This window comes from Hamadaea sp. NPDC050747 (genome assembly GCF_040654195.1).
Taxonomy (GTDB): domain Bacteria; phylum Actinomycetota; class Actinomycetes; order Mycobacteriales; family Micromonosporaceae; genus Hamadaea.
Window position 1 is genome coordinate 41,919 of record NZ_JBFAHM010000019.1, and the last position, 21,215, is coordinate 63,133.

Sequence of the window (21,215 nt, forward strand, 5' to 3'; positions counted from 1 at the left end):
CCCAGGACGGGCGCCGAAGGGAGCCGCGCTCAAGGGTCGGCGTGGGGCGGCGGCGTCAGACGGCGACGGCGCGCAGGTTCAGCAGGTGCTCCAGCAGCGTGACGAGGACTTCCTTCACCGAGTCGCGTTTTCGCGCGTCGCAATGCCGCACCGGTACGCCGGGATCGAGGTTGAGCGCCGCCTTGACCTCGTCGGCGGCGTACACCCGGGTGCCGTCGAAGCAGTTGACCGCGACGATGAACGGCACGCCCATGCGCTCGAAGTAGTCGATGGAGGTGAACGAGTCCTCCAGGCGGCGGGTGTCGGCGACGACGACCGCGCCGATCGCGCCTTCGACGAGTTCGTCCCAGATGAACAGGAAGCGGTCCTGACCGGGTGTGCCGAACAGGTAGAGCATCAGCTCCGGGCTGATCCGGATGCGCCCGAAGTCCAGCGCCACCGTCGTCGTGGTCTTGGCCTCGACTCCGGAGACGTCGTCCACGCCGAGGCTGACGTCGGTGAGCACCTCTTCGGTGAAGAACGGCTGGATCTCGCTGACCGCGCCGACCAGCGTGGTCTTGCCGACGCCGAACCCACCCGCGACGACGATCTTGTACGCCGTCGGCAGCGCGAGGTCAGAGTGCTCGTAATCCATGGAGGACCGCCTTGTAGATCTCTTCGCTGGGCAGGGCGGCCGGGCCGGGTTGGCTCCGCCGGATCAGGTCGCGGGCCGCCAGTTGGCCGAGCAGCGCCCGTACCACGCCGACCGGCAGGTTCATCCGGGCGGAGAGGTCCACAACCGACAGTGGCTCCTGACAGAGCTGCAGGATACGGGCCGAAGCCGAACCGAGCGCGGCGTCGGTGGCCGCGGGCGGCCGGCTGGCCAGCACCACGGCGATGAGGTCGAACTCCTCGGCCGCCTCCGCCGTCGTGCCCGCGGCCAGCGCGTACGGGCGGACGACCGGACCGGCGTCGTCGTCCAGCCAGGCCTGGTCCTCCGGCTGGACCGGATCCGGGCCGGTCACTCGACCGCGGCCGGGGTACGGGCGGGGGCGGACAGGTAGTCACCGACCCGCGTCACGAGCATGGCCATCTCGTACGCCGTCAGCCCCATGTCGGCGGAGTCGTCGGTGATGACCGCCAGGCAGGCCCCGGTGCCGCCGGAGCTGACGAAGAGGAAGCCCGACGCCATCTCCATCACGGCCTGGCGGACGACGCCTTTGCCGAACCGGCGGCTCGCGCCGCGGGCCAGCCCGAACAGGCTCGCCGAGACGGCCGCGAGGTGTTCGGCGTCCTCCCGGGCGGTCGCCGAGTCCGCCGCCATCACCAATCCGTCGGCGGACAGCACCACTGCCATCTCGGCGCCCGGCAGCCGACCGACCAGGTCGTCGACCAGCCAGCCGAGCTCAGCGGTCGGTCGCTGGGTCATTGCTCTCCCCTTCCACGGGTGTTTCGGTGGCTTCCGCCCGGCCGCGTTGCGTACCGCGTTGGAAGGCGCTCATCAGATCCCGGACGTCGCGCACCTGCGGCGGTGACGGCGGGTTGGGCCGGGGCCGCACCGGCAGCCCCGACGGCGTACGCGCGGTGACGACCCGGACCGGCGGCTCGGCGCGGACCGCGAGCGCGACCGGAGTGGCCGCGGCGACCCGGGGACGGCTCTCGGGCGCCGCCGGCAGCGCGACGGCAGCCTCCAGGAGGCTCAGCTCGGACGCGGGCGGGCGACCGGAGATGAGCTTCTCCGGAATCAGCACGATCGCGGTGACCCCGCCGTACGGCGACCGCCGGAGCTGCACCTCGATCTCGTGGCGCTGAGCCAGCCGGCCGACCACGAACAGGCCGAGCCGGGCGGTGCTCGTCAGCTTGAACTCCGGCGGGTCGCGGAGCAGGTCATTGGCCTCCTCCAGGGCGGCCTCGCTCATGCCCAGGCCGCGGTCCTCGACTTCGAGGACGTGACCGGTGCCGACACGCGCCCCCTTGACGTGCACGGTGGTGTCCGGCGGGGAGAACGACAGGGCGTTCTCGACCAGCTCGGCGAGCAGGTGGATGACGTCGCCGACGGCCCGGCCGGCCAGCTCGGCGGCGTCGCCGGGCTGGATGACGACTCGGTGGTAGCCCTCGACCTCCGCACAGGCCGCCCGGAGGATGTCCGCGATCGGGACCGGCCGCCGCCATCCGCGTCCGGCCGTCGCACCGGACAGCACCAGCAGGTTCTCGGCGTTGCGGCGCATCCGGGTGGCGAGGTGGTCGACCCGGAACAGCTCCTCGAGATCGGTCGGGTCGGTGACCCGGCATTCCATGTCGTCCAGCAACCGCAGCTGGCTGTGGATGAGCGCCTGGTTGCGGCGGGCCAGGCTCACGAAGACGTCGCGTACGCCCCGGCGCAGCTCGGCCTGGTCGACGGCGACCCGGACGGCGGTCTCCTGCGCCTTGGTGAACGCCTCTCCCACCTGGCCGATCTCGTCGGCGCCGAAGGCCAACGGGGGCGCTTCCGCTTCGACGTCGACTTCCTCCCCGGCGGCCAGCCGTTCCACCACCCGCGGCAGGCGTACCGTCGCCAGATCGTCGGCGGCGTCGCGGAGCCGCCGGAGTTGGTGGACGATCGCCCGCGCCGTGGTGATGGACAGGATTATCGAGGCGACGACGGCGATCAGGCCGAGCCCGGCGGCGAGGATCAGCCGGACGACGATCATCACGGCCGGCCCGGTGGCCTGGTCGAGGGTCGCGTCGGCGAGGTCGATGTCGAGTTGGGCGAGCGAGGTCAGCGCGGGATCGAGTGTGGCGCGCCAGGTGGTGGCGGTGACCGGGGCGACGCCCGCGCCCTGCAGGATGATCTGGTCTTCGAGCGCCTGGAATCGGCCCAACGCCTGCCCGTCGAGGACTGGCTGGTAGATCGCCGTGTCGCCGGTCAGTCCGGCCACGCCGACCTGGCGGGTGTACCGCTGGGCGCCGACGATCCGGGCGAACTCGGCCGCCTCCGCCGGGCTGAACCGGCCGGCCGCGATCACGCCGGAGATGAGCGCGTCCTCCTGCGAGAGCAGTTCCCGGCCGCGCGACAGGGTCAGCAGATGTTCCAGCCGGCTGTTGATGTCCCGGTCGGAGAAGACGGAGATCGTCTCGAAGATCTCGTAACCCTTGGCCACGACGCCGGTGTAGAAGGCGGTGACCGCCGTACGCTCCACCCGCCCGGCGTCCACATCAGACCGTTCGGCCGGCAGCGCGGTCAACTGACTGTCGAGTTGGGCGAGGCGGGCGGCGGTGCTGTCCGACTGCGCCCACCGAGACGCGGTTCCGCCGACGGAATCGCGGAAGACGGCGACCGACTCGTCGGTGTGCTGCCGGGCGGTGTCGAGAGCGGTACGCGCGGCCGCCTTCGCGGTCGCGTCACCGCTTTCGGCCAGCGCCAGGTAGACCGCCGATCGGCGGCGTTCCTCCTGGACCGATTGGACCAGCGCGTTCGTCGGGCGGCCGACCTCGGAGTCCAGCGTACGGATCCAGAGGAGGGTCAGGCCGTCGCGGACCGTCACGAACGCCGCGAAGGCCCAGAGGGCCGCGAGCGACGCCAGCAGGAAGGCGATCTTCGCCCGCAGGCGCGAAGTGCGAGAGCTCATCCGTCGTGTTCCCACCATCGTCAGGGGTACGGGAGCCGCCACTCATGGCGACCCGACGGGATGTCACTAGACATCGATATGCGGTTCCCGCATCGCACTTGGTGTGCGACATCTCGGCGACCTGGTTGTACGGAGGCCGGTACCTAGCCGGCCGGCCGCCCAGACTTCCGTACAAAACCCGAGGTCAGGACCGCACGCCGGGACCTACCGTGAGATCACGCGCGGAGATCACGCGCGGGAGCGAAGCCGCGGAAGGAGCCACGATGTCCCAGTTCGCCGACGCCATCGCCCGCTTGAGCATCGACAAGGACTTCGCCCGAGCCACCCGTCAGCAGCCGGACCGGGTCGCGACCCTCTACGGGCTGACCGCCGACGAGGCGGACCAGCTACGCCACCTCGCCGACGCCGCGATCGCCGACCGGGCCGCGGCGCTGCGCGCCCTGCTCGCGGCCGAGCCCGAGGACGAGCCGACCCTGGCCGACGCTCCGGCGATCGGCGTACCGGCCGGCATGCCGACCCTCCTGACTACGAAGTTCTGACTAGTCCGCCCGTGGCCGCGGCCGAGTAGGGTCAGCGGCGTGGATCTCGACCTGCCGACGATCGCCCTCCTGGTGGGAGTGGCGATCGTCGCGTTCCTGCTCGGCCGGGCGTCGAAGGGCCGCCGGCCCGATGACCTGGTGTCGGACCAACTGGCCGCCCGGTCGCCGGCCCCGCCCCGATCCGCGGCCGACAGCCACGAGGACCTCGCCGCGTTGCTCGCCCGAGGCCAGAAGATCCAGGCCATCAAGCTCTACCGCGAACGCACCGGCGTCGGGCTCAAGGAAGCCAAGAACGCGGTCGAGGCCATGGCGGCCGGCCGCGTACCGTTCGCCGTCCGCCCGCCGCTCGCGGGCCGACCCCCAGCGGACGAGGTGGCCGCGCAGGCGGCCGACCTCAAGGCCCGTGGGCAGATCATTCAGGCGATCAAACTGGTACGCGAGAAGACCGGACTCGGCCTGAAGGAAGCCAAGGACTTCGTGGACGCGCTGTAGGCAACGCCGGAAAGGACCATCTGACATGGCGATTCGTGCTGTGGTATTCGACATCGGCGGCGTCCTCGAGCTGACCGACCCCGAGGGGTCCGCTCAGGTGATGCAGAAGTGGGCCGCCCGCTGGCGACTCGACCCGGACGAGATGAGCGGCCGGCTGGCCGCCATCTGGGAGCGTGGCGCGATCGGGCTGATCACCGAGGCCGAGGTCCTGCCCGGGATCGTCGCCGCGATCGGGAGCTCTGAGGCCGAGACCGAGGAGTTCCTGGCCGACCTCTGGACGGACTACCTCGGTACGCCGAACGTCGAGCTCACGGCGTACTTCGAGGGGCTGCACCGGCGCTACCTCACCGGCATCGTCAGCAACAGTTTCGTCGGCGCGCGAGAACGGGAGGCGGCGGTGTACCGCTATCCCGAGATGACCGACGACATCGTCTACTCCCACGAGTGCGGGCTGTCCAAACCAGACCCCCAGATCTACCTTCTGAGCTGCGAGCGGTTGGGCGTACGCCCCGACGAGGTGGTCTTCCTCGACGACACCGCCTGGGCCGTGACGGCGGCCGTCGAGGTCGGCATGCACGGAGTGCACCTCACGTCCACCGCTCAAGCGATGGCTGAGATCGACGCGCTGCTGGCCGCGTACCCGGGTGGCGAGCGCGCCTAGGACCAGGCGAGCGCGAAGCGAGCCGAGCCGGCTGCGGCGTACCCGGCGACCGCTCGCGTGAGCCGCCCGGCCGACTGGTTCGTCCCCGTCTTCGTCGCCGCGTCCGCCGCGGTGAGCCCGAACCGCGCCTCGTAGGCACCGCTGCCGGCCTGGAAGATGACCGAGATCCGGACGCCACCGGCGTACTGGGTCGCGCTCAGGTAGCTCACCCGCATGCCCTTGGCCATCGCGGCATCCCACTGGGTCTGGTACTCCGCCAGGGTCAACCATGACTTCGCCAGCCACGAGCCGACGTTCTCCTTGACGTACAACGCCGTCCACTGAGGAGTATCGTTCGGCGCGACGACCGAGACGGCCACCGGGTGGTAGCCCTCCTTGGTCAGCGCATCGATCTTGGCCTGATGTGCGGTCTGCGAATAGCCGTGGTATGCCACCCACGCCGGGCCGGACGCCTTCCGCCAGATGGCGGCGTACCGCAGCTGACCGGCCACGAGGTAGCTGCTGACGTCGGCCAGCCGGTAGCCCTGAGCCTTGAACTGGTCGAACGCGGTCTGGTACGCGGTCGCCGTGAGGTTGCTCCGCGACTGCCAGGCGACGCCGTCACTCGGGCGGAACAAGGCGTTGACGAAGGTCTGCGAGCCGACCTCGTAGCCGTCGAAGTGCACCAGCCGGTACTTGGCCGCGACGATCCGGTCGAACTCGGCCTGCCACTTCGCCACCGGTACGCCCAGCCGCACGAGCTGCGGCTGACCGGCGGGGATCGGAGCGGTCGTCGCCCCGTTCACCACCGCGCCGGGAGTCGGCGGAACGGCGGACGCGCTCGCCGCCGGCGTCGACTGGGCGTCGGCCGCGGAGGTCGGCTGGACGTCGGAGACCCCGGCCCCGCTGCCGACCAGGCCGGGCTGGCCGCCGGTGAACTCAGGCTCCTTCGCCGATCCGCAGCCCGCTGTCAGAACCGACGTCGTCAGCGCCAACGCCGTCATCGCCACCGGCAGCCATCGCCGCATCCGAGCCTCCCCAGGTCTCCGGGACGTCTGCCCCGGCGATGATCTTAGAGCGACCCAATCGGTGGACGATGATCGCCTCCGCGACGAGCAGGACGAGCCAGGCCGCCGCCACCGCCGTGACGGTCAGCACCGGCGACTCGGTGAACAGCCCTAGGCCCAGCGCCGTCACGCCGATCAGCGACTTCAGCCCGATCATGACGGCGTGCGTACGCCGCCCGACCCCGAGGTCGAGCCCGATCCCGGTGGAGACGAGCACGAAGCCGGCGATGATGACCGCCTGCGCCACGGCGAACAACGGCAGGGTGCCGTGGTGGTGCTCGGCCGCCGTCTCGGCCGCGACCTCCACCCCGATCCCGGTCGCCGCGATCGCCACGTATATGAGCAGATGGCCGTACCCGTAGAGGAAGGACTTGACCTGAGCGTTGCGGCCGCCGGCCAAGGCCCGGTCGATCGCGGCCTCGTCGAACGCTCCGAAGTAGACCCACCAGATGCCGCAGGCGATGACGAAACCGCTCACGGCGACGGTCACCGCACCGGGGCTCCAGGCGCCCTCGGTGATCCCGGCGACCGTGCTCCAGACCGCCTCACCCAGGACGACCAGGGTGAACAACCCGAATCGCTCCGGCATGTGGGAGACCTGCACGGGCGGGTTCTTCATCCGGGCGTACGCCAGCGGCCCGGAGACGGTCGCGTTGACCACGAGCGCCACAACCCAGAAGGCATAGCGCGCCGGTCCACTGACGAGCAGCGAGGCGCCCCAGAGCACCGCACCCGAAGCGGAACCGACGACATACCAGCGGCATAGCTCGGCGGCTCGCGGAACCGACCGCCCCATGATCGCGTACAAGCCGGTCAGGAAGAGCAGGAGCAGCGCGAAGATGGCGGCGAACCGCGCGGAGTCGAATCCGGGCTGGATCGTGACCGCGAGCACGGCGGCGCCGAGCGCGGCGATCAGCTGGGCCGCGCGATGCCACGGGCCGTCGTCGTCGAAGAGGTCGGCGAAGTAGGAGAAGCTGATCCACAGCCACCAGACGGCGACGAACAGCCCGGTGTACGCGACCACGCCACCGGGCGAGTGGTCGTGGTGCAACAGCTGGCCCAGGCGGGCCACCGCCACCACGAACACGAGGTCGCAGAAGAGTTCGAGCCAGGTGGCCCGCCGCAACGGCTCCCAGTCGTGAATACCCCGCTTGCTCATGCAATCGCCCTAGGCTCGCCCATGCGGCGAGCCTAGGGCTCGCGGATTACGCGCCGATAGCGGCCTTCACCTTCGCGATCATGGCCGTCTCGGTCTCCTGCACGCCGCCCTTCGCCTGCGCGACCTGGTCGCACGCGGCCACGACGACATCCTTGTACGCCTGCACGTCCTGCGGCGCCTTGGCCTGCAGGATCTGCACGGCCTGCGACAACTGCCCGAGCACGGTCGACTCGACCTCGGCCGCGCCGCCCTTGGGCATCGAGGGCATGCCCCCGCTCTTGAACAGGTCCCGCAGTTCGGCGGGGGCCGCCGCCAGCGCCTTCGCCCCCGCCATGCTCTCGGAGAACATCGCGAAGAAGCCCGGATCGGCCTGGGAGACGAGCATCATCGCGCCGAATCCGGCGTCCCGCAGCGTCTTCCGTTCATCGTCGGTGTAGTCGGTCATGCCCCGATCCTCCCCGACATTCCGGGTTTCCGGCGGGTGTTTGCGGCGCATGCGAGCATGAAGGGCATGGAGAACTCCGAACCGTGGTTCTACTGCTTGAAACACCGTCGGCCCGAGCACGGCCGGCAGGAGGCGGAGCAGTACCTGCTCGGCCCGTTCCCCGACGAGGCGACCGCAGCGCGCGCCCTCGACGTCATCCGCGAACGCGAAGCCCGCAAGGAGGCTGAGGACCGGGCCTGGTCCGGCGACGACTGAGCTCTGCTCTGTCAGAGGGTCGCGCTACCTTCGGGGGATGGAGTTCGCGTGGCTTTCCGTGCCGACGCCGCTGGTCCCGTTGACCGTGGCGGCGACCGGCGACGGGCTGGCCTGCGTCTCGTTCGACGGGAGCGGGGCCGCTCAGCGGTCGCTGGCCCGCCACGGGGGCGTACGCCCCGCTGCGGCGTCTGACCTGCTCGTCGCGGAAGCGGCTCGGCAGATCTCCGAGTGGGCCGCCGGCGACCGTCAGGACTTCGACCTCCCCGTCGACTGGTCGCTCACCTCCGGACCGCAGCAACGCGTCCTGCGTACGCTCTACGAGACCGTCCCGTTCGGTTCGACCATCACCTACGGCGACCTCGCCGAACGCTCCGGCCTGCCCGACGGCAGCGCCCGCCTCGTCGGCCAGATCATGGGCAGCAACCCGATCCCCGTCGTCGTCCCCTGCCACCGGGTTCTCGCGTCCGACGGGTTGGGCGGATACGGGCCGGGGATTGAGCTGAAGCGGCGGATTCTGGTGCTGGAAGGGGTTCTGCAGCCTTCGCTGTTCGACTGACGCCGCGCGTTTTGCTTTCGCACTGGCTGCGGCTTGGCCGACCATGATCAGGGTCACTTCTACGTTGCCATAGCGACATGGAAATGACCCTGATCATGGAAATCGGCCGAAATCGACTCGCGAACCCGGCGAGCCCCTCCTCTTCGGCGCAAAACAGCAGCGCCCACCCACGAAGCCGCAGCCGAACCGAAGCGGGGCGCCGGCAACCCGGCGCCCCGCGTACGAAGGAGGTCAGCCGCGACCGCTCGACCGGCGACCCCGTCGGGACACGGAGTCGAGGATGACCGCCGCGAGCAGCACCGCTGCCGTGATCATGTATCGCACGGAGGAGTCGACGTCGATCAGCAGCATGCCGGAGCTGATCGAGCCGAGTACGACCGCACCCAACAGGGCGCCCCAGGGGCTGCCCCGGCCGCCGAAGAGGCTGACGCCGCCGATGACCGCACCGGCGATGGCCAGCAGCAGCACGTCGCTGGCGCCGGTCGTCTGGGTCGCCGAGAAGCCGCGGGAGACGAGCAGGATGCCGCCGAGTGCCGCGAATGTCGAGCACAGGGTGAAGACGGAGATCTGGATCGCCGCCACGTTGATGCCTGCCCGGCGGGCCGCCTCGATGTTGCCGCCGACGGCGAAGATGCTGCGGCCGTACCGGGTCTTGCGCAGGACGAGGTCCAGCAGCGCCACCAGGCCGACGAGGATCAGCAGCCCCAGCGGTACGCCCTGCCAGGAGTTCAGCACGGCGACCGTCACGACCACGATCGCGGCCAGGCCGATGACGCGTATGAGGTCGCTGCGGAGGGAGGCCGCGGGGAGGCCGGCGGAGGCTCGCCGAGCCCGGCCGGTGAACGCCGCGACGGCGTACAGGGCGACGACGACCAGCCCGACGATCCAGCCCGCCGCCTGGCTGAGTTTGGTGTTCATCAGGTCGGTGATGGTGCCGGTCGGCACGTTGATGGTGCCTTCCGAGCCCAGCAGGTAGAGCATGAGGCCGAGCCAGCCGAGGTTGCCGGCCAGGGTCACGACGAACGCCGGTACGCCCAGCTTGGCGAAGATGCTGCCCTGCAGGAACCCGATCACCGCGCCGAGCAGCAGCGCCGCGATGATGGCGGCCACGTCGGACCAGCCGCGGCGTACGGACAGGACGGCCAGGGCGGCGGCGCAGACACCGGCGACCGACCCGACGGACAGGTCGATCTCGCCGAGCAGGAGCACCAGCACGATGCCGACGCTGATCATGCCGACTGCGGTGATCTGCAGGGCCAGGTTGGACAGGTTCTGCGCGGTGAGGAAGCGGTCGTTGAGCGCCTGGAAGACCACCCAGATCACGATCAGCCCGATGACCACCGGCCACGCGCCCAGCTCACCGCCGCGGACGCGGCGTTTGATGAGCTCCCAGACGGAATGAGTGTCGGACTCGGCCAGGGGTCCGGCCGCGGGCGGCGGGATCGTCGCGTTGGTCATGCCTCACTCCCGAGCTCCCGGTCGTCGTCCGCTCCGGACGCCGAGGGCGGAGCGCCTTCGCTGCGTGCCCGGCGGCGGGTGACCGCGTTGTCGAGGGCCCCCGTGATCGCCTGCACGATCTCCTCCTGGCTGGTCTCGTCGGGGTCGAACATCCCGGCGTTGCGCCCCAGCCGCAGCACCACGACCCGGTCGGCGACCGCCTTGACGTCGGCCAGGTTGTGGCTGATCAGGATCACGCCCAGGCCCCGTTCGCGGAGTCGTTCGACGAGGTCGAGCACTTCGGCGGTCTGGGCGACGCCGAGGGCCGCGGTCGGCTCGTCCAGCAGCACGACCTTCGGCTCGCCGAGCAGGGAACGGGCGATCGCCACCGACTGCCGCTGACCACCGGACAGGCCGGCCACCGGCACGCGTACGCTCGGCAGCCGCACTGAGAGGCTGCCCAGCAGCTCGCGGGAGCGCTTCTCCATGCCGATCTCGTCCAGGGCGGACGTCCTCGTCAGTTCCCGGCCGAGGAAGAGGTTCGCGACGACGTCGAGGTTGTCGCAGAGTGCGAGGTCCTGGTAGACGGTCGCGATGCCGAGCCCGGTCGCGTCGGCCGGTTTCGTGATGTGGACCGCCCGGTTCTCCCACCGGATCTCGCCGGTGTCGGCGGGGCCGACACCGGCGATCACCTTGATGAGAGTGGACTTTCCGGCGCCGTTGTCACCCACGAGCGCGACGACCTCGCCCGGATACACCTCCAGGCTGACGTCGGTCAGGGCTTGCACCGCGCCGAATCGCTTCGAGATGCCCGTCAGTGCGAGCACCGGAGAGTCCGTGGCGGTCACTTGATACCAGCCGCCTGGCAGGCCGAGGCGAACTGCGAGGTGCAGATCTGGTCGACCTTGTAGAAGCCGTCCTTGACCACCGTGTCCATGATGGTGTCCTTCTTGACCACGACCGGGGTCAGCAGCACCGAGGTGACGTCGACGGTGCCGTTGTTGACGGTGGTGGTCGGCTCGCCCGAGTAGGTCTGCCCGGTGGCGGCGTCGATGGCCATCGTCGCCGCGATCTCGGCCTCGGGCTTGATCGCCTTGTAGATGGTCATGTACTGCTCACCGGCGACGATCCGCTGGATCGCGGCCAGTTCGGCGTCCTGCCCGGTGACCGGCGGGAACGGCGAGGTGAAGCCGCCGCCCTTCATCGCCGCGATCGCGCCGCCGGCGGTGCCGTCGTTGGCGGCGTACACGCCGATGATCTTGTCCTTGCCCAGGGCGGTGATCGCCTGCTCCATTTCCTGCTGGGCCTTGTCCGGCGACCAGTCCGGCGTGTCGAACTCCTTGCCGATGTTCACCTGGCCGTCGAGGACCGAGTGGGCGCCGGCCTTGAAGTCGGCCGCGTTCGGGTCGGTCGGCGAGCCGTTGATCATCACGATGTCGGCCCGCTTCGGATCACCGCCGGCCTTGAGCGCGTCCAGCAGGGCCTGCCCCTGGAGCTGCCCGACCTTCTTGTTGTCGAACGAGACGTAGTACGTGATCGGGCCCTTGGCCAGCCGGTCGTAGGAGACCACTGGCACGTTCTGGCCCTTGGCGCTGTTCACGATGGTCGCCGCGGCCGAGGCGTCGACCGGGTCGAGGATGAGCACCTTCGCACCCTGCGTCAGCATGGCCTCGGCCTGCGACTGCTGCTTGGTGCTGTCCTGGTCGGCGTTCTGATAAAGGATCTCGCACTTGGGGCAGAGTTCCTTGATCTTCGCCTCCATGTACGGCTTGTCGAACGTCTCGTACCGGGTCGTCTTGGACTCCGGCAGAAGAATGCCGACCTTGAAGCCGTTGTCGGTGCTCTCGCCGCCACCGGTGGAGCTGCCGCCATTGTTGTTGTCATTCGAGTTGCTACAGGCCGTCGCGGCCAGCACGAGCGCCAATCCGCTCGCGGCCACCAGGCGGCGCCACTGTCCTCGCATCATAGTGGTTAGCTAACCACTTTCACCCTGATAAAAGGCGGTTTCGCCCCATTTGCTCACCCGGGTAGCTCGGCGAGACGGGGAGCACGCGTACGCCCGACGACGGGCGGCCGACGGCGGTCCGCCATATGATCGCCCGGTGGTGGAGAGCACGGCCGAGAACTGGCCGGTCCGCGTCCAGCGACTCGAACAGGAGGTCGCCGGGCTGCGCCGGGCCATGCGTACGCGCGCCCTGATCGAGCAGGCGAAGGGCATCCTCGCCGAACGCCAGGGCTGCGACCCGGAGACGGCGTACGCCCAGCTCTCCCGACGCTCGCAGGACACCAACACGCCGCTGGTCGACGTCGCCGCCGACGTCGTCAACGGGATCGCCCCACCGGATCGCCCCGCCACCGCCCCCATCCCGGCCGAGCCGGTGACTCCGTCGGCCGCCCCGCCGACCCCACGCCGCACCGAGGCGCTGTCCATCACGCCGGAACCACGCCCGCTCACCGTGATGGCCGGACTGGCCCCGACGACGCCGCCGCCCTGGCCCGACGCCGCGAAACGGCGGCTGCGCCGGGCGGTCGCCGCGTTCACCGCGGCCGACGACGTCACCGGCCTGACCTCGGCGGTCCTCGCCAACGCGGGCGATCCCCCACCGAGCGGTGTCGCGGTGTTCGCAGCCGAACCGAACGGGTCGCTGCGCCTGATCGGCGCCGAAGGGTGGACGTCTCAACAGATCAGCGAGGCTCGCCGGATCCCGGCGCTGATCGCGACACCGATGAGCGAAGTCGTCCGGCACGCGCATCCGGTGCTCTTCGACGGGCAGGCCGAGACCGATCTCGCCCTGGTCGGGCCGGGTCCGGCGATGGTGGGCTACCCGATCGCCATCGAGTCGCGGGTGACCGGCGTACTGCTGATCTCGTGGGCGCAGCCGCGCGAGTTCTCCGCGCTCGACCGCAGCTACCTCGATCGCCTGGCCCAGGAGTCGGGCCGGGCGGTCGGCCGAGTGTGGGCTCAGGCGATCGCGGGAACCGCCGCCTCGCTCACCGGCGACCTCGGCTGGATCCAGCGGGTCATCGAAGGCACCTCCGGCATGACCCAGCTGCTCACCCCCATCCGGGACGCCGCCGGAGTCGTGATCGACTTCTACGTCGCGGCGATGAGCTCGCTCGCCCAGGCCGACGAGCCCGACGCGCTCGGCCGCCGGCTGCTCGACGCGTACCCGCAGTTGCTGACCAACGGCGTCTTCGACGCCTATGTGCGGACCTTGGCCGAGGGGACGACGTGGGAGCGGGCACCCGAGCCGGAGGACGCTCGGGTCGCCGGCCGCTGGCAGCGCGTGGTGAAGGCCCGCCGGGCCACGCCGATCGCCGGGGCGGTCATCGCCTCGTGGCGCCGCGTCGACGAGGTCACCCGGCTCGAGGAGCAGACCAGCCAGATGGAGCAGCTCGGCCGCTTCGGCTGGTGCGAGTGGGATCCGATCGGCAAGCGCATGTGGTGGTCGCCGGGCATGTATCGGCTGCTCGGAGTGTCGCCGCGTCGGGGGCCGTTGTCGCGTACCGCCCTGGTCGAACTGGCCGAGCCGGAGTCCCGGCCGATCCTGACCGAGGCCCTGCGCCGCGCGGCGCACGGCGGTCAGGCCACAGTGGACATCGATCTGCGGCGGGGCGGCGAGGAGCTGGTCCGGTTGCGCGCGTTCGCCGCCGGTGAGGGCCCACGGCCCGAGGAGACCGATCCGCGCGGCACGGTGCGGCTTCTGGTCCAGGACATCTCCGAGCAACTCCAGCTGGACGAGCAGCTGCGGCGCACGCAGGCCCAGGCCTCGGCCCAGCGGGTACGCCTCGCGGCCGAGCACGAGCTCACCAGAGCACTGATGGACCTGCTGTATCCGGCCCGTTCCTTCGACCACAGCAGCGGCCCGCTACGGGTCGTGGGGCGGCACTTCGCCACCGATCGCACCGCGCCCCTTCGGGGAGACTTCTGCGACGCCCAACTGCTGCCGAACGGCGACCTGCTGCTGGTGGTCGGCGACATGTTCGGCTCGGGGCTGACCGCCGCTTCCGCTGTGGCACGGCTGATGTCGCCGGTCGTCGCACTGGGCATCGCCGGGCTGGCGCCGGAGGCGATCCTGGCCGTGCTCAACACCGAGCTGCACCGGTTGCCCGATCCGCCGCTGGCCAGCCTCGCGTTGGCCCGGGTGGATCACGAGACGAAGATCGCGACCTGGGCGCAGGCCGGTCACCTGCCCCCGATCCTGGTACGCCGCCGCACCGCCACCGCGACGCCGCTGAAGTCGCCGGAGGGCCCGGCGTTGGGCCTGCTGCCCGAGGCGGTGTTCAGCAGCAACACCGCCCAGCTGGAGCCGGGCGACACCTTGGTGTTCTATACCGACGGCGTGCTGGACCGGCGGGCTCGGGACCCGTTGAAGAACCTCAGCAACAAGCTCGGCCGGGGCGTACGCGCGGGCGAGCCGGAGTCGGCGTTGACTGTGCCGACTCCGGCTCGCACCGACGAGGCATGCCTCGTTGCTCTGTCCTACGCGGAGAGCTGACGCGTCACGCGTCTTCGAGCAGGACGTTCTTCAGCCGGTTGAGCGACTGGGTGAGCAACCGGGAGACATGCATCTGGGAGACGCCGACGATCTTGGCGATCTCCGCTTGGGTCATGTTTCCGAAGTACCGCAGCACCAGGATCTTCTGCTCCCGGGCCGGCAGTGCGGAGACCGCCTGCCAGAGAGCCTGGCGCTCCGGAACGAGTTCCAGCTCGTTGTCGACTCCCCCGACGAGGTCGCCGAGTTCGACGTCGACGTCCGCTCCCCGCACCGGCGCGTTGAGCGAGTAGGCACGGTAGGCCCGCGCGCACTCGAGACCGGCGCTCACCTGATCGGTGCTCAGTTTCAGGTGTTCGGCGAGATCGGCCACGGTCGGCACCCGGCGCAGAGACTGGCTCAGCGTCGGAATCGTGCGGCTGATCTCCATGTGCAGCTCCTGGAGCTGACGGCGCACCCGGATCATCCAACCCCGGTCACGGAAGTGCCGCTTCAGCTCACCCACCATGGTGGGCACGACGTAGTGCAGGAACGACTCACCGCGATCGGTGTCGTACCGATCGACGGCCTTGATCGCGGCGACCAGGGCGACCTGTGTCAGGTCGTCCATCTCCTCACCGCGGTTGCCGAAGCGCAGCGCGATGCGCCGCGCGAGGGGAACGCACGCCTCGATAACCGACTCGCGAAGTCGCGCCCGCTCAGGGTCGTCGGCGTCGAGTTTCTGCATCCGAGCCAAGGCGTCCGAGGTCATCTCCTCGAAGTCGCCCGAGGCCACCGTCGACTCGGAGTTGTGCGTGCTGTGCTGGAACCTGACCTTCTCCTGGGTCATGGACATGACTGCTGTCACCTGCGCCGGTCCCACGCGAAAAGCCCTTGGCCTCCCGGTGGCACCTTCGGTGTCCAGAAACGGTGGCACCCGACTGCTTGAGTGCCGCACAGCGCCACGGCTCACCGCGCCGCTGTCGCGTCAGGCGTTTTGACGCGACCACAGTCTAGTCCCCTCAGCTGTCAGCGCAAGCTGACCAGCTGACGGGCGATCACCGATCGGTATACCGCCTCCACCTGTTCGGCTACCCTCGGCCAGGGATAGCGGGCCTGTGCCTGACTCATCCCGGCCACCGCGTACGCGTACCGCCGGGGCTCGACGGTCAGCAGCTCGCGGATGGCCTTGGCCAGGCCGTCGACGTCGCCGGGCGCCACCAGCAGCCCGGACACGCCGTGCGCCACCGAGTCCGCGAGCCCGCCGACGGCGTACGCCACAACCGGTGTGCCGCAAGCCATCGCCTCCAGCGGAGTCATCCCGAAGGTCTCGTACGCCGGTGTGCAGGCGAGCAGATCGTGCGACCGATACAGCTCCGGCATCCGATCGTTGGGTACGCCGCCGAGCAGCTCGACCCGGTCCGCCACGCCGAGCCCCTCGGCCGTCTCGACGAGCCGCCGCGCGACGGCGTCCTCCCGCAGCCGTTCCTTCGGCGGTCCGCCCGCGATCGTCAGGTACGCCCCCGGAACCCGGCGAAGCGCCTTGATCAGGTCGAGAAAGCCCTTTCGGGGGACCATCCGCCCGACCGACAGGATTCGGGGCGTTTCCTCCGGTGACCGCAGCCGGGGGCCGCCGGGGCCGGGCCGGAACCGGTCGAGATCGACGCCCGAGGGGACGACCGCGATCTGCCCCCGCCCGAGGCCGATCTTCAGCAGCTCACCGACCTCGTCAGCGGACTGGGCGATGACCCGGTCGGCGCGGTGGGCGACCAGGGGCTCCAGCTCCTCGCGTTCGACCGGGCTGGTGTCGGCCAGCCCCGGCAGCCGCCGCTTGACGGTGCCCAGCGCGTGAAACGTGGTGACCAGCGGGAGCCGGCCTTCTTCGGGAGCGCCCGCCCCGGCTCGCATGGCGGCCACTCCGCTCATCCAGTAGTGCGAGTGCACGACGTCCGGTGGGGCGCCGGTCCAGCGCGCGGCCAACCATTCGCCGAACTCGGTCATGTACGGCAGAAGATCGTCGCGGGGCACCGGATGCGGCGGTCCGGCCGGGACGTGTACCACCCGGAACCCGCCGGCCTCCACCGTCTCCGGCGGCTCCGGATCATCCCGGCGGGTGAAGACCTCGACCTCGTGGCCCCGGCGCGCCAGCGCGGTGGCCAGCGCGGCGACATGGATGTTCTGCCCGCCGGCGTCCACCCCGCCGAGCTGGGCGAGCGGGCTCGCGTGCTCCGAGACCAGGGCAACGCGCAAGGCACGCGGCCCCGATCGGGTCGAGATCGGCATGTTCGGCGGCGTACCCCGGTCCTCGGGGCATAAACCCCGACACGCCCGGGTACGCCCGGATCTGTGACCGAAGGCCTGGCAGCTCCGGACCCGTTCGACGCATCCGAACCGCCCGTGCTCAGCGGCGTACGCGGAGTCGTGACCTTGGTTGAGGGGACCACGTTCTGCATCAGCGAAGCGACCGGCGACATCGTCGGCAACGGCCTGCAAGGGCTCTACTTCCGCGACGCCCGGATCTTGTCGAGGTGGCTATTGCGGCTCGACGGGCAGGCTCCGCAGCCGTTGTCGGTGGTCGACAGCGACGCCTTCACCGCCCGGTTCATCGGCCGCCGTCCCGCCGTGCCGGGCAAGCACGACAGCACCATGTTGGTGGATCGCCAGCGCTGGCTCGGCCGGGGGATGCGTGAGGTGATCACCCTGACCAACGTCGCGCGGGAGGCCACCGCCGTCGGCGTCGAGCTGCAGGTGGACACCGACTTCGCCGACCTGTTCGCCGTCAAGGAAGGTCGCCCCGGCGCGCCCTCTCCGCGTACGACTAGATCTGGCATGGAGCTGTTCTTCAGCCGGGAGGACGGGTCGCGCGGCCTGTTGGTGCACGCGGCCGGCGAGCCGACGGTGAGCGCCGCGGGCCTGGTGTGGCAGGTGGTGATCCCGCCGCGGGAGAGCTGGACGGTGGAGCTGATCGCGCAGCCGGTGGTGGCGAACTGCCGGATCGAGCCGCGCTTTCGCGACCTGCCGGCCGAGCAGGACGAGCCGGGCTGGCGCGACCGCGCCACCGAGCTGCGAGTCGATCATCCGGGGCTGGCTCGGATCCTCCGGCGGACGGTGCATGACCTGGAAGCGCTGCGCATGATCGACCAGGACGAGCCGCAACGGATCTACGTGGCCGCCGGAGCACCCTGGTTCATGACCCTGTTCGGCCGCGACAGCCTGCTGACCAGCTGGATGACCCTGCCGCTCGACCCGACCCTGGCGGTCGGCACGCTGCAGACGCTCGCCGCCCTCCAGGGCACCCAACATGATCCGCGCACCGAGGAGCAGCCCGGGCGCATCCTGCACGAGATGCGACTCGGGCCGCAGAACGTCGAGACGCTCGGCGGCATGAACTACTACGGCACGGTCGACGCGACGCCGCTGTTCGTCGCGCTGCTGGGCGAGGTTTGGCGGTGGGGCGCCGCGGAGAGCACGGTCCGCGCGCTGCTCCCGGCGGCCGACGCGGCACTGTCCTGGATGGAGCGGCACGGCGACCGGGACGGCGACGGCTTCCTCGAATATCAGCGCGCCACCGATCGCGGCCTGGAGAACCAGGGCTGGAAGGACAGCTGGGACGGCATCAACGACGCCACCGGCCGGCTCGCCGAGCCGCCGATCGCGCTCGCGGAAGCGCAGGGGTACGCATACGCGGCGTGGCTGGCACGAGCCGAGCTGGCCGAGGCGGTCGGCGAACGGGCCACCGCGTCGGCCTGCCGAGCCAAGGCGGAGAAGCTGCAGCAGCTGTTCACCGAGCGGTTCTGGCTGCCCGAGGACGGGTTCTACGCGATCGCCCTGGACGGGCACAAACGCCCGGTCGACTCGATCACCAGCAACCCGGCGCACTGCCTGTGGAGCGGCATCGTGCCGGACGAGCACGCCGAACGCATCGTGTCCGGCCTGGCCGAGCTGGACTCCGGTTTCGGGCTGCGGACGCTGTCGGAGCGCATGGGGGCGTACAACCCGATGAGCTATCACAACGGCTCGATCTGGCCGCACGACACCGCGATCGCGGTCGCCGGCCTCATGCGGTACGCCCACATCCCGGGCGCCGTCACGCTCGCCCACCGGCTCGCCGACGGCCTCGTCCGGGCTGGCCAGGCGTTCGGCGGACGGCTGCCGGAGTTGTTCTGCGGGTTCTCCGCCGACGCCTTCAGCCCGCCGATCCCCTACCCGACCTCGTGCTCGCCGCAGGCGTGGGCGAGTGCGGCTCCCCTGCTGCTGGTGCGCTCGTTCCTCGGCCTGGACCCGGACGTGCCGAATCGGCGGCTGCGCCTGGCCCCGGCGTTGCCGCCGTCTTGGGGCCGGGTCAGCCTGGGGCGGTTGCGCCTCGGCGACTACAACCTACGAGTGGGCGCTTCGGCGAGCGGAGCGCACATCAGCGGACTGCCTCGCGAGTGGACGGTGGTCCGGTCGTGAGGTCAGCGCGTCTGCGGTGACAGCATCGTCGCGACTCCGGTGACCTCCAGCACCCGGGCCACCCAGTGCCGCGCGCCCCGGACCGACAGCTGCAGTCCGGCTTGCCGGGCCGACCGGTACGCCTCGACGAGCGCGCGTACGCCGGTGGAGTCGATGAACGTGACGCCGGCCAGGTCGATGACGACATCGCGTCGTTCCTCGGTCGCCGAGTGCAGTTCGTCGGCCAGTTGGGCGACGGTGGTCAGGTCGACGTCACCCCGGACGATCACCGCGGTGGCGTCCGGTTCCGACTTTCGTTCTACCGCGAAATCCAGGTCATCCATACGCATCGCCGCAATCGGCGCACATCCGTTTCTTCTAGAGGCGCATAGTCTCGACCGAACTTACCCGCTTGCGCCGGGAAGCGGGAGCCGGAACCGCCGGAACCGCACGAACCGCAGTGCCGTATGCGCAGATCTCGTTCCAGACCTCGGTGACCTGCCGGTGGTCCATCCGCATCGCGATCACGGCGTTCGCCCCGATCTGGCGGGCGTGGTACGCCATCATCTCGATCGCCTCCTCCCGGCATCGCCGCATGAGGTCCATACGTTCGGTGTTGGAGACCCCTTGCCCATCCGCCAGCGATCGCATGCCTTCCAGGTACGGGCTGATCGAATGCGGGGATACCCCGACGACGGCGCCCAGAATCGTCTCGACCTCGTATCCGGCGATCCACTCGGTCGTCACGACGACGATCCCGGATCGCATCCCAGCCACTTCCATCGCCAAACCTGCCCATCGCCCCGGGGACGCTTACGAACTGCGGAAAAGCACCGCTCTAGGGAAAAACGGCCAATACCCACCGGCGGCTGACGCAAACCGCCCGAGTGAGTGACGCCCCCGCTACGCGTGCCACCCCGTTCGGGTGACCGTCGTTCGGCGTTTCCAGCGCGACACGCCGTGACAGACATGGGTCCAATTCGCAATAGGGGCAATTTGCATACCGGCGTTTTACCTGGGTATGGACGCCGTCGTGGAATCGCTCAGCATAGTGATGGTCGCGCCGCCCTATTTCGATCTACCGCCCGCCGGATACGGCGGGATCGAGGCGGTCGTGGCCGATCTGACGGACGGCCTGATGGCCGCCGGACACAAGGTGACACTGGTCGGCGCGGGGCGGAACGGCACACTCGGGGAACTGATCCCCGTCTGGCCGGGCACGCTCGGCGACCGGCTCGGGGATTCGGCGGTCGAGGTGGAGATCGCGCTGATGACCCGCCGGGCCGTGCAGAAACTGATCGCCCGCCGGGCGGTCGACGTGGTGCATGACCACACCTTCTCGGGCCCGCTCAACGGGGCGATCTACGCCGACCTCGGCGTACCGGCGCTGACCACGGTGCACGGTCCGGCCCACGAGCAGAACCGCCGGTTCTACCGGGCACTGGGCACCGACGTGGGGCTGATCTCCATCAGCGGTCAGCAACGGCGGCTCGCGCCCGAGCTGAACTGGGTCGGCACGGTCTACAACGGACTACGCCCGAACGACTGGCCGTACTCCGAGCGCAAACAGGACTACGCGCTCTTCCTCGGCCGCTATCACCCGACCAAGGGCGCGCACCTCGCGATCGAGGCCGCGCACCGGGCCGGCCTGCCGCTCATCATGGCGGGCAAGAAGATGGAGGCCGTCGAGAAGGAGTACTTCGAGGAGGTCATCGAGCCGATGCTGGGCCCGGACGACGTCGCCATGGGCGTCGCCGACGCCGCACAGAAGCGGGAACTGCTGGTCAACGCCCGTTGCCTGCTGTTCCCCATCACCTGGCAGGAGCCGTTCGGCATGGTGATGATCGAGTCCATGGTCTGCGGCACGCCAGTCGTCGCGCTCCGCTCCGGGTCGGTTCCCGAAGTCGTGGAGCACGGGGTCACCGGCCTCATCTGCGAGGACCCGGACGAACTGCCCGAGGCGTTGCACGACGTGACCCGGATCGACCCGGCCGCCTGCCGCCGCCGGGTGTCGGAGATGTTCAGCGCCAAGGCGATGGCCCGCGGGTACGCGCAGGTGTACCAGCAGGCGGTGGAGTCGGCCAACCGGCTCGCCCTCGTCTGACGTTCCCTTGATGCACGCGGCCCGCGGA

At 70.2% G+C, this 21,215-nt stretch carries 22 protein-coding genes; 8 read left to right on the forward strand and 14 right to left on the reverse strand.

All coding sequences use genetic code 11. The features are described 5' to 3' along the window. Positions 1-55: 55 nt before the first annotated feature. The 4 genes from AB0H43_RS35600 to AB0H43_RS35615 are packed head-to-tail and all read right to left on the reverse strand — an operon-like array spanning position 56 to position 3,587. On the reverse strand, positions 56-634 hold the full coding sequence (locus tag AB0H43_RS35600; RefSeq protein WP_360007030.1) for an ATP/GTP-binding protein: 579 nt from the start codon (positions 632-634) through the stop codon (positions 56-58). Beyond that, positions 615-1,004 (reverse strand): DUF742 domain-containing protein, encoded by a 390-nt coding sequence (locus AB0H43_RS35605; protein WP_360007032.1) that lies wholly within the window; start codon positions 1,002-1,004, stop codon positions 615-617. The genes AB0H43_RS35600 and AB0H43_RS35605 overlap by 20 nt, the downstream gene beginning before the upstream one ends. Then, positions 1,001-1,408, reverse strand: a complete 408-nt coding sequence (locus AB0H43_RS35610; RefSeq protein ID WP_360007033.1) for a roadblock/LC7 domain-containing protein — start codon at positions 1,406-1,408, stop codon at positions 1,001-1,003. The genes AB0H43_RS35605 and AB0H43_RS35610 overlap by 4 nt, the downstream gene beginning before the upstream one ends. Continuing rightward, positions 1,386-3,587 (reverse strand): nitrate- and nitrite sensing domain-containing protein, encoded by a 2,202-nt coding sequence (locus AB0H43_RS35615; protein ID WP_360007035.1) that lies wholly within the window; start codon positions 3,585-3,587, stop codon positions 1,386-1,388. Before AB0H43_RS35615 ends, AB0H43_RS35610 begins: the two co-directional genes overlap by 23 nt. A 263-nt stretch (positions 3,588-3,850) precedes the next feature. On the opposite strand from AB0H43_RS35615, the gene AB0H43_RS35620 reads away from it, so the two are divergent. From AB0H43_RS35620 to AB0H43_RS35630, 3 genes are read left to right on the forward strand one after another with little or no spacing between them, the layout of a single operon-like run. Further along, positions 3,851-4,126, forward strand: a complete 276-nt coding sequence (locus tag AB0H43_RS35620) for a hypothetical protein (RefSeq protein WP_360007038.1) — start codon at positions 3,851-3,853, stop codon at positions 4,124-4,126. Positions 4,127-4,165: 39 nt separating this feature from the next. Beyond that, positions 4,166-4,618, forward strand: coding sequence for a ribosomal protein L7/L12 (locus AB0H43_RS35625; protein WP_360007040.1), 453 nt, complete (start codon positions 4,166-4,168; stop codon positions 4,616-4,618). Positions 4,619-4,643: 25 nt separating this feature from the next. Then, on the forward strand, positions 4,644-5,279 hold the full coding sequence (locus tag AB0H43_RS35630; protein ID WP_360007043.1) for an HAD family phosphatase: 636 nt from the start codon (positions 4,644-4,646) through the stop codon (positions 5,277-5,279). On the opposite strand, the gene AB0H43_RS35635 is transcribed toward AB0H43_RS35630, so the two are convergent. From AB0H43_RS35635 to AB0H43_RS35645, 3 genes are read right to left on the reverse strand one after another with little or no spacing between them, the layout of a single operon-like run. Further along, positions 5,276-6,286 (reverse strand): hypothetical protein, encoded by a 1,011-nt coding sequence (locus tag AB0H43_RS35635; protein ID WP_360007046.1) that lies wholly within the window; start codon positions 6,284-6,286, stop codon positions 5,276-5,278. The genes AB0H43_RS35630 and AB0H43_RS35635 overlap by 4 nt on opposite strands. Then, positions 6,198-7,484 carry a low temperature requirement protein A gene (locus tag AB0H43_RS35640; RefSeq protein ID WP_360007049.1) on the reverse strand — a complete coding sequence of 429 codons (1,287 nt, stop codon included), beginning with the start codon at positions 7,482-7,484 and terminating at the stop codon, positions 6,198-6,200. Before AB0H43_RS35640 ends, AB0H43_RS35635 begins: the two co-directional genes overlap by 89 nt. Before the next feature lie 46 nt (positions 7,485-7,530). Next, positions 7,531-7,929: a hypothetical protein gene (locus tag AB0H43_RS35645; protein WP_360007051.1), complete on the reverse strand. Its 399-nt coding sequence runs from the start codon at positions 7,927-7,929 to the stop codon at positions 7,531-7,533. 66 nt (positions 7,930-7,995) lie between these two features. Here AB0H43_RS35645 and AB0H43_RS35650 point away from each other — a divergent pair, with 66 nt between their 5' ends. Both AB0H43_RS35650 and AB0H43_RS35655 read left to right on the forward strand, forming a co-directional pair. Continuing rightward, the gene (locus AB0H43_RS35650; protein WP_360007053.1) at positions 7,996-8,184 is read left to right on the forward strand and encodes a hypothetical protein; all 189 of its coding nucleotides are present in this window, start codon (positions 7,996-7,998) and stop codon (positions 8,182-8,184) included. Positions 8,185-8,221: 37 nt separating this feature from the next. Next, entirely contained in the window at positions 8,222-8,740 is a 519-nt protein-coding gene (locus AB0H43_RS35655) for a methylated-DNA--[protein]-cysteine S-methyltransferase (RefSeq protein WP_360007055.1), read from the forward strand. Between the two features lie 231 nt (positions 8,741-8,971). On the opposite strand, the gene AB0H43_RS35660 is transcribed toward AB0H43_RS35655, so the two are convergent. The 3 genes from AB0H43_RS35660 to AB0H43_RS35670 are packed head-to-tail and all read right to left on the reverse strand — an operon-like array spanning position 8,972 to position 12,143. Next, positions 8,972-10,198, reverse strand: a complete 1,227-nt coding sequence (locus tag AB0H43_RS35660; protein WP_360007057.1) for a sugar ABC transporter permease — start codon at positions 10,196-10,198, stop codon at positions 8,972-8,974. Continuing rightward, positions 10,195-11,004 carry an ATP-binding cassette domain-containing protein gene (locus tag AB0H43_RS35665; protein ID WP_360007059.1) on the reverse strand — a complete coding sequence of 270 codons (810 nt, stop codon included), beginning with the start codon at positions 11,002-11,004 and terminating at the stop codon, positions 10,195-10,197. Before AB0H43_RS35665 ends, AB0H43_RS35660 begins: the two co-directional genes overlap by 4 nt. Before the next feature lie 17 nt (positions 11,005-11,021). Further along, the gene (locus tag AB0H43_RS35670; RefSeq protein ID WP_360007061.1) at positions 11,022-12,143 is read right to left on the reverse strand and encodes a sugar ABC transporter substrate-binding protein; all 1,122 of its coding nucleotides are present in this window, start codon (positions 12,141-12,143) and stop codon (positions 11,022-11,024) included. 136 nt (positions 12,144-12,279) lie between these two features. Between AB0H43_RS35670 and AB0H43_RS35675 the strand changes: the two genes are divergently transcribed. Beyond that, complete coding sequence (locus AB0H43_RS35675) at positions 12,280-14,676, forward strand: SpoIIE family protein phosphatase (protein WP_360007063.1); 2,397 nt, start codon at positions 12,280-12,282, stop codon at positions 14,674-14,676. A 4-nt stretch (positions 14,677-14,680) separates the two neighbouring features. Here the strand turns inward: AB0H43_RS35675 and AB0H43_RS35680 are convergent, their stop codons facing one another. Then, positions 14,681-15,508: a SigB/SigF/SigG family RNA polymerase sigma factor gene (locus AB0H43_RS35680; protein ID WP_360007065.1), complete on the reverse strand. Its 828-nt coding sequence runs from the start codon at positions 15,506-15,508 to the stop codon at positions 14,681-14,683. 173 nt (positions 15,509-15,681) lie between these two features. Further along, entirely contained in the window at positions 15,682-16,902 is a 1,221-nt protein-coding gene (locus tag AB0H43_RS35685) for a glycosyltransferase (RefSeq protein ID WP_360007154.1), read from the reverse strand. A 96-nt stretch (positions 16,903-16,998) separates the two neighbouring features. On the opposite strand from AB0H43_RS35685, the gene AB0H43_RS35690 reads away from it, so the two are divergent. Further along, positions 16,999-19,104, forward strand: coding sequence for a glycogen debranching N-terminal domain-containing protein (locus AB0H43_RS35690; RefSeq protein WP_360007066.1), 2,106 nt, complete (start codon positions 16,999-17,001; stop codon positions 19,102-19,104). A gap of 2 nt (positions 19,105-19,106) precedes the next feature. Here AB0H43_RS35690 and AB0H43_RS35695 read toward each other — a convergent pair whose 3' ends face one another. After that, the gene (locus AB0H43_RS35695; protein ID WP_360007069.1) at positions 19,107-19,433 is read right to left on the reverse strand and encodes an STAS domain-containing protein; all 327 of its coding nucleotides are present in this window, start codon (positions 19,431-19,433) and stop codon (positions 19,107-19,109) included. A gap of 28 nt (positions 19,434-19,461) precedes the next feature. Beyond that, on the reverse strand, positions 19,462-19,851 hold the full coding sequence (locus tag AB0H43_RS35700) for a heavy metal-binding domain-containing protein (protein WP_360007072.1): 390 nt from the start codon (positions 19,849-19,851) through the stop codon (positions 19,462-19,464). A gap of 265 nt (positions 19,852-20,116) precedes the next feature. On the opposite strand from AB0H43_RS35700, the gene AB0H43_RS35705 reads away from it, so the two are divergent. Continuing rightward, on the forward strand, positions 20,117-21,187 hold the full coding sequence (locus AB0H43_RS35705; protein WP_360007074.1) for a glycosyltransferase family 4 protein: 1,071 nt from the start codon (positions 20,117-20,119) through the stop codon (positions 21,185-21,187). Positions 21,188-21,215: the final 28 nt, after the last annotated feature.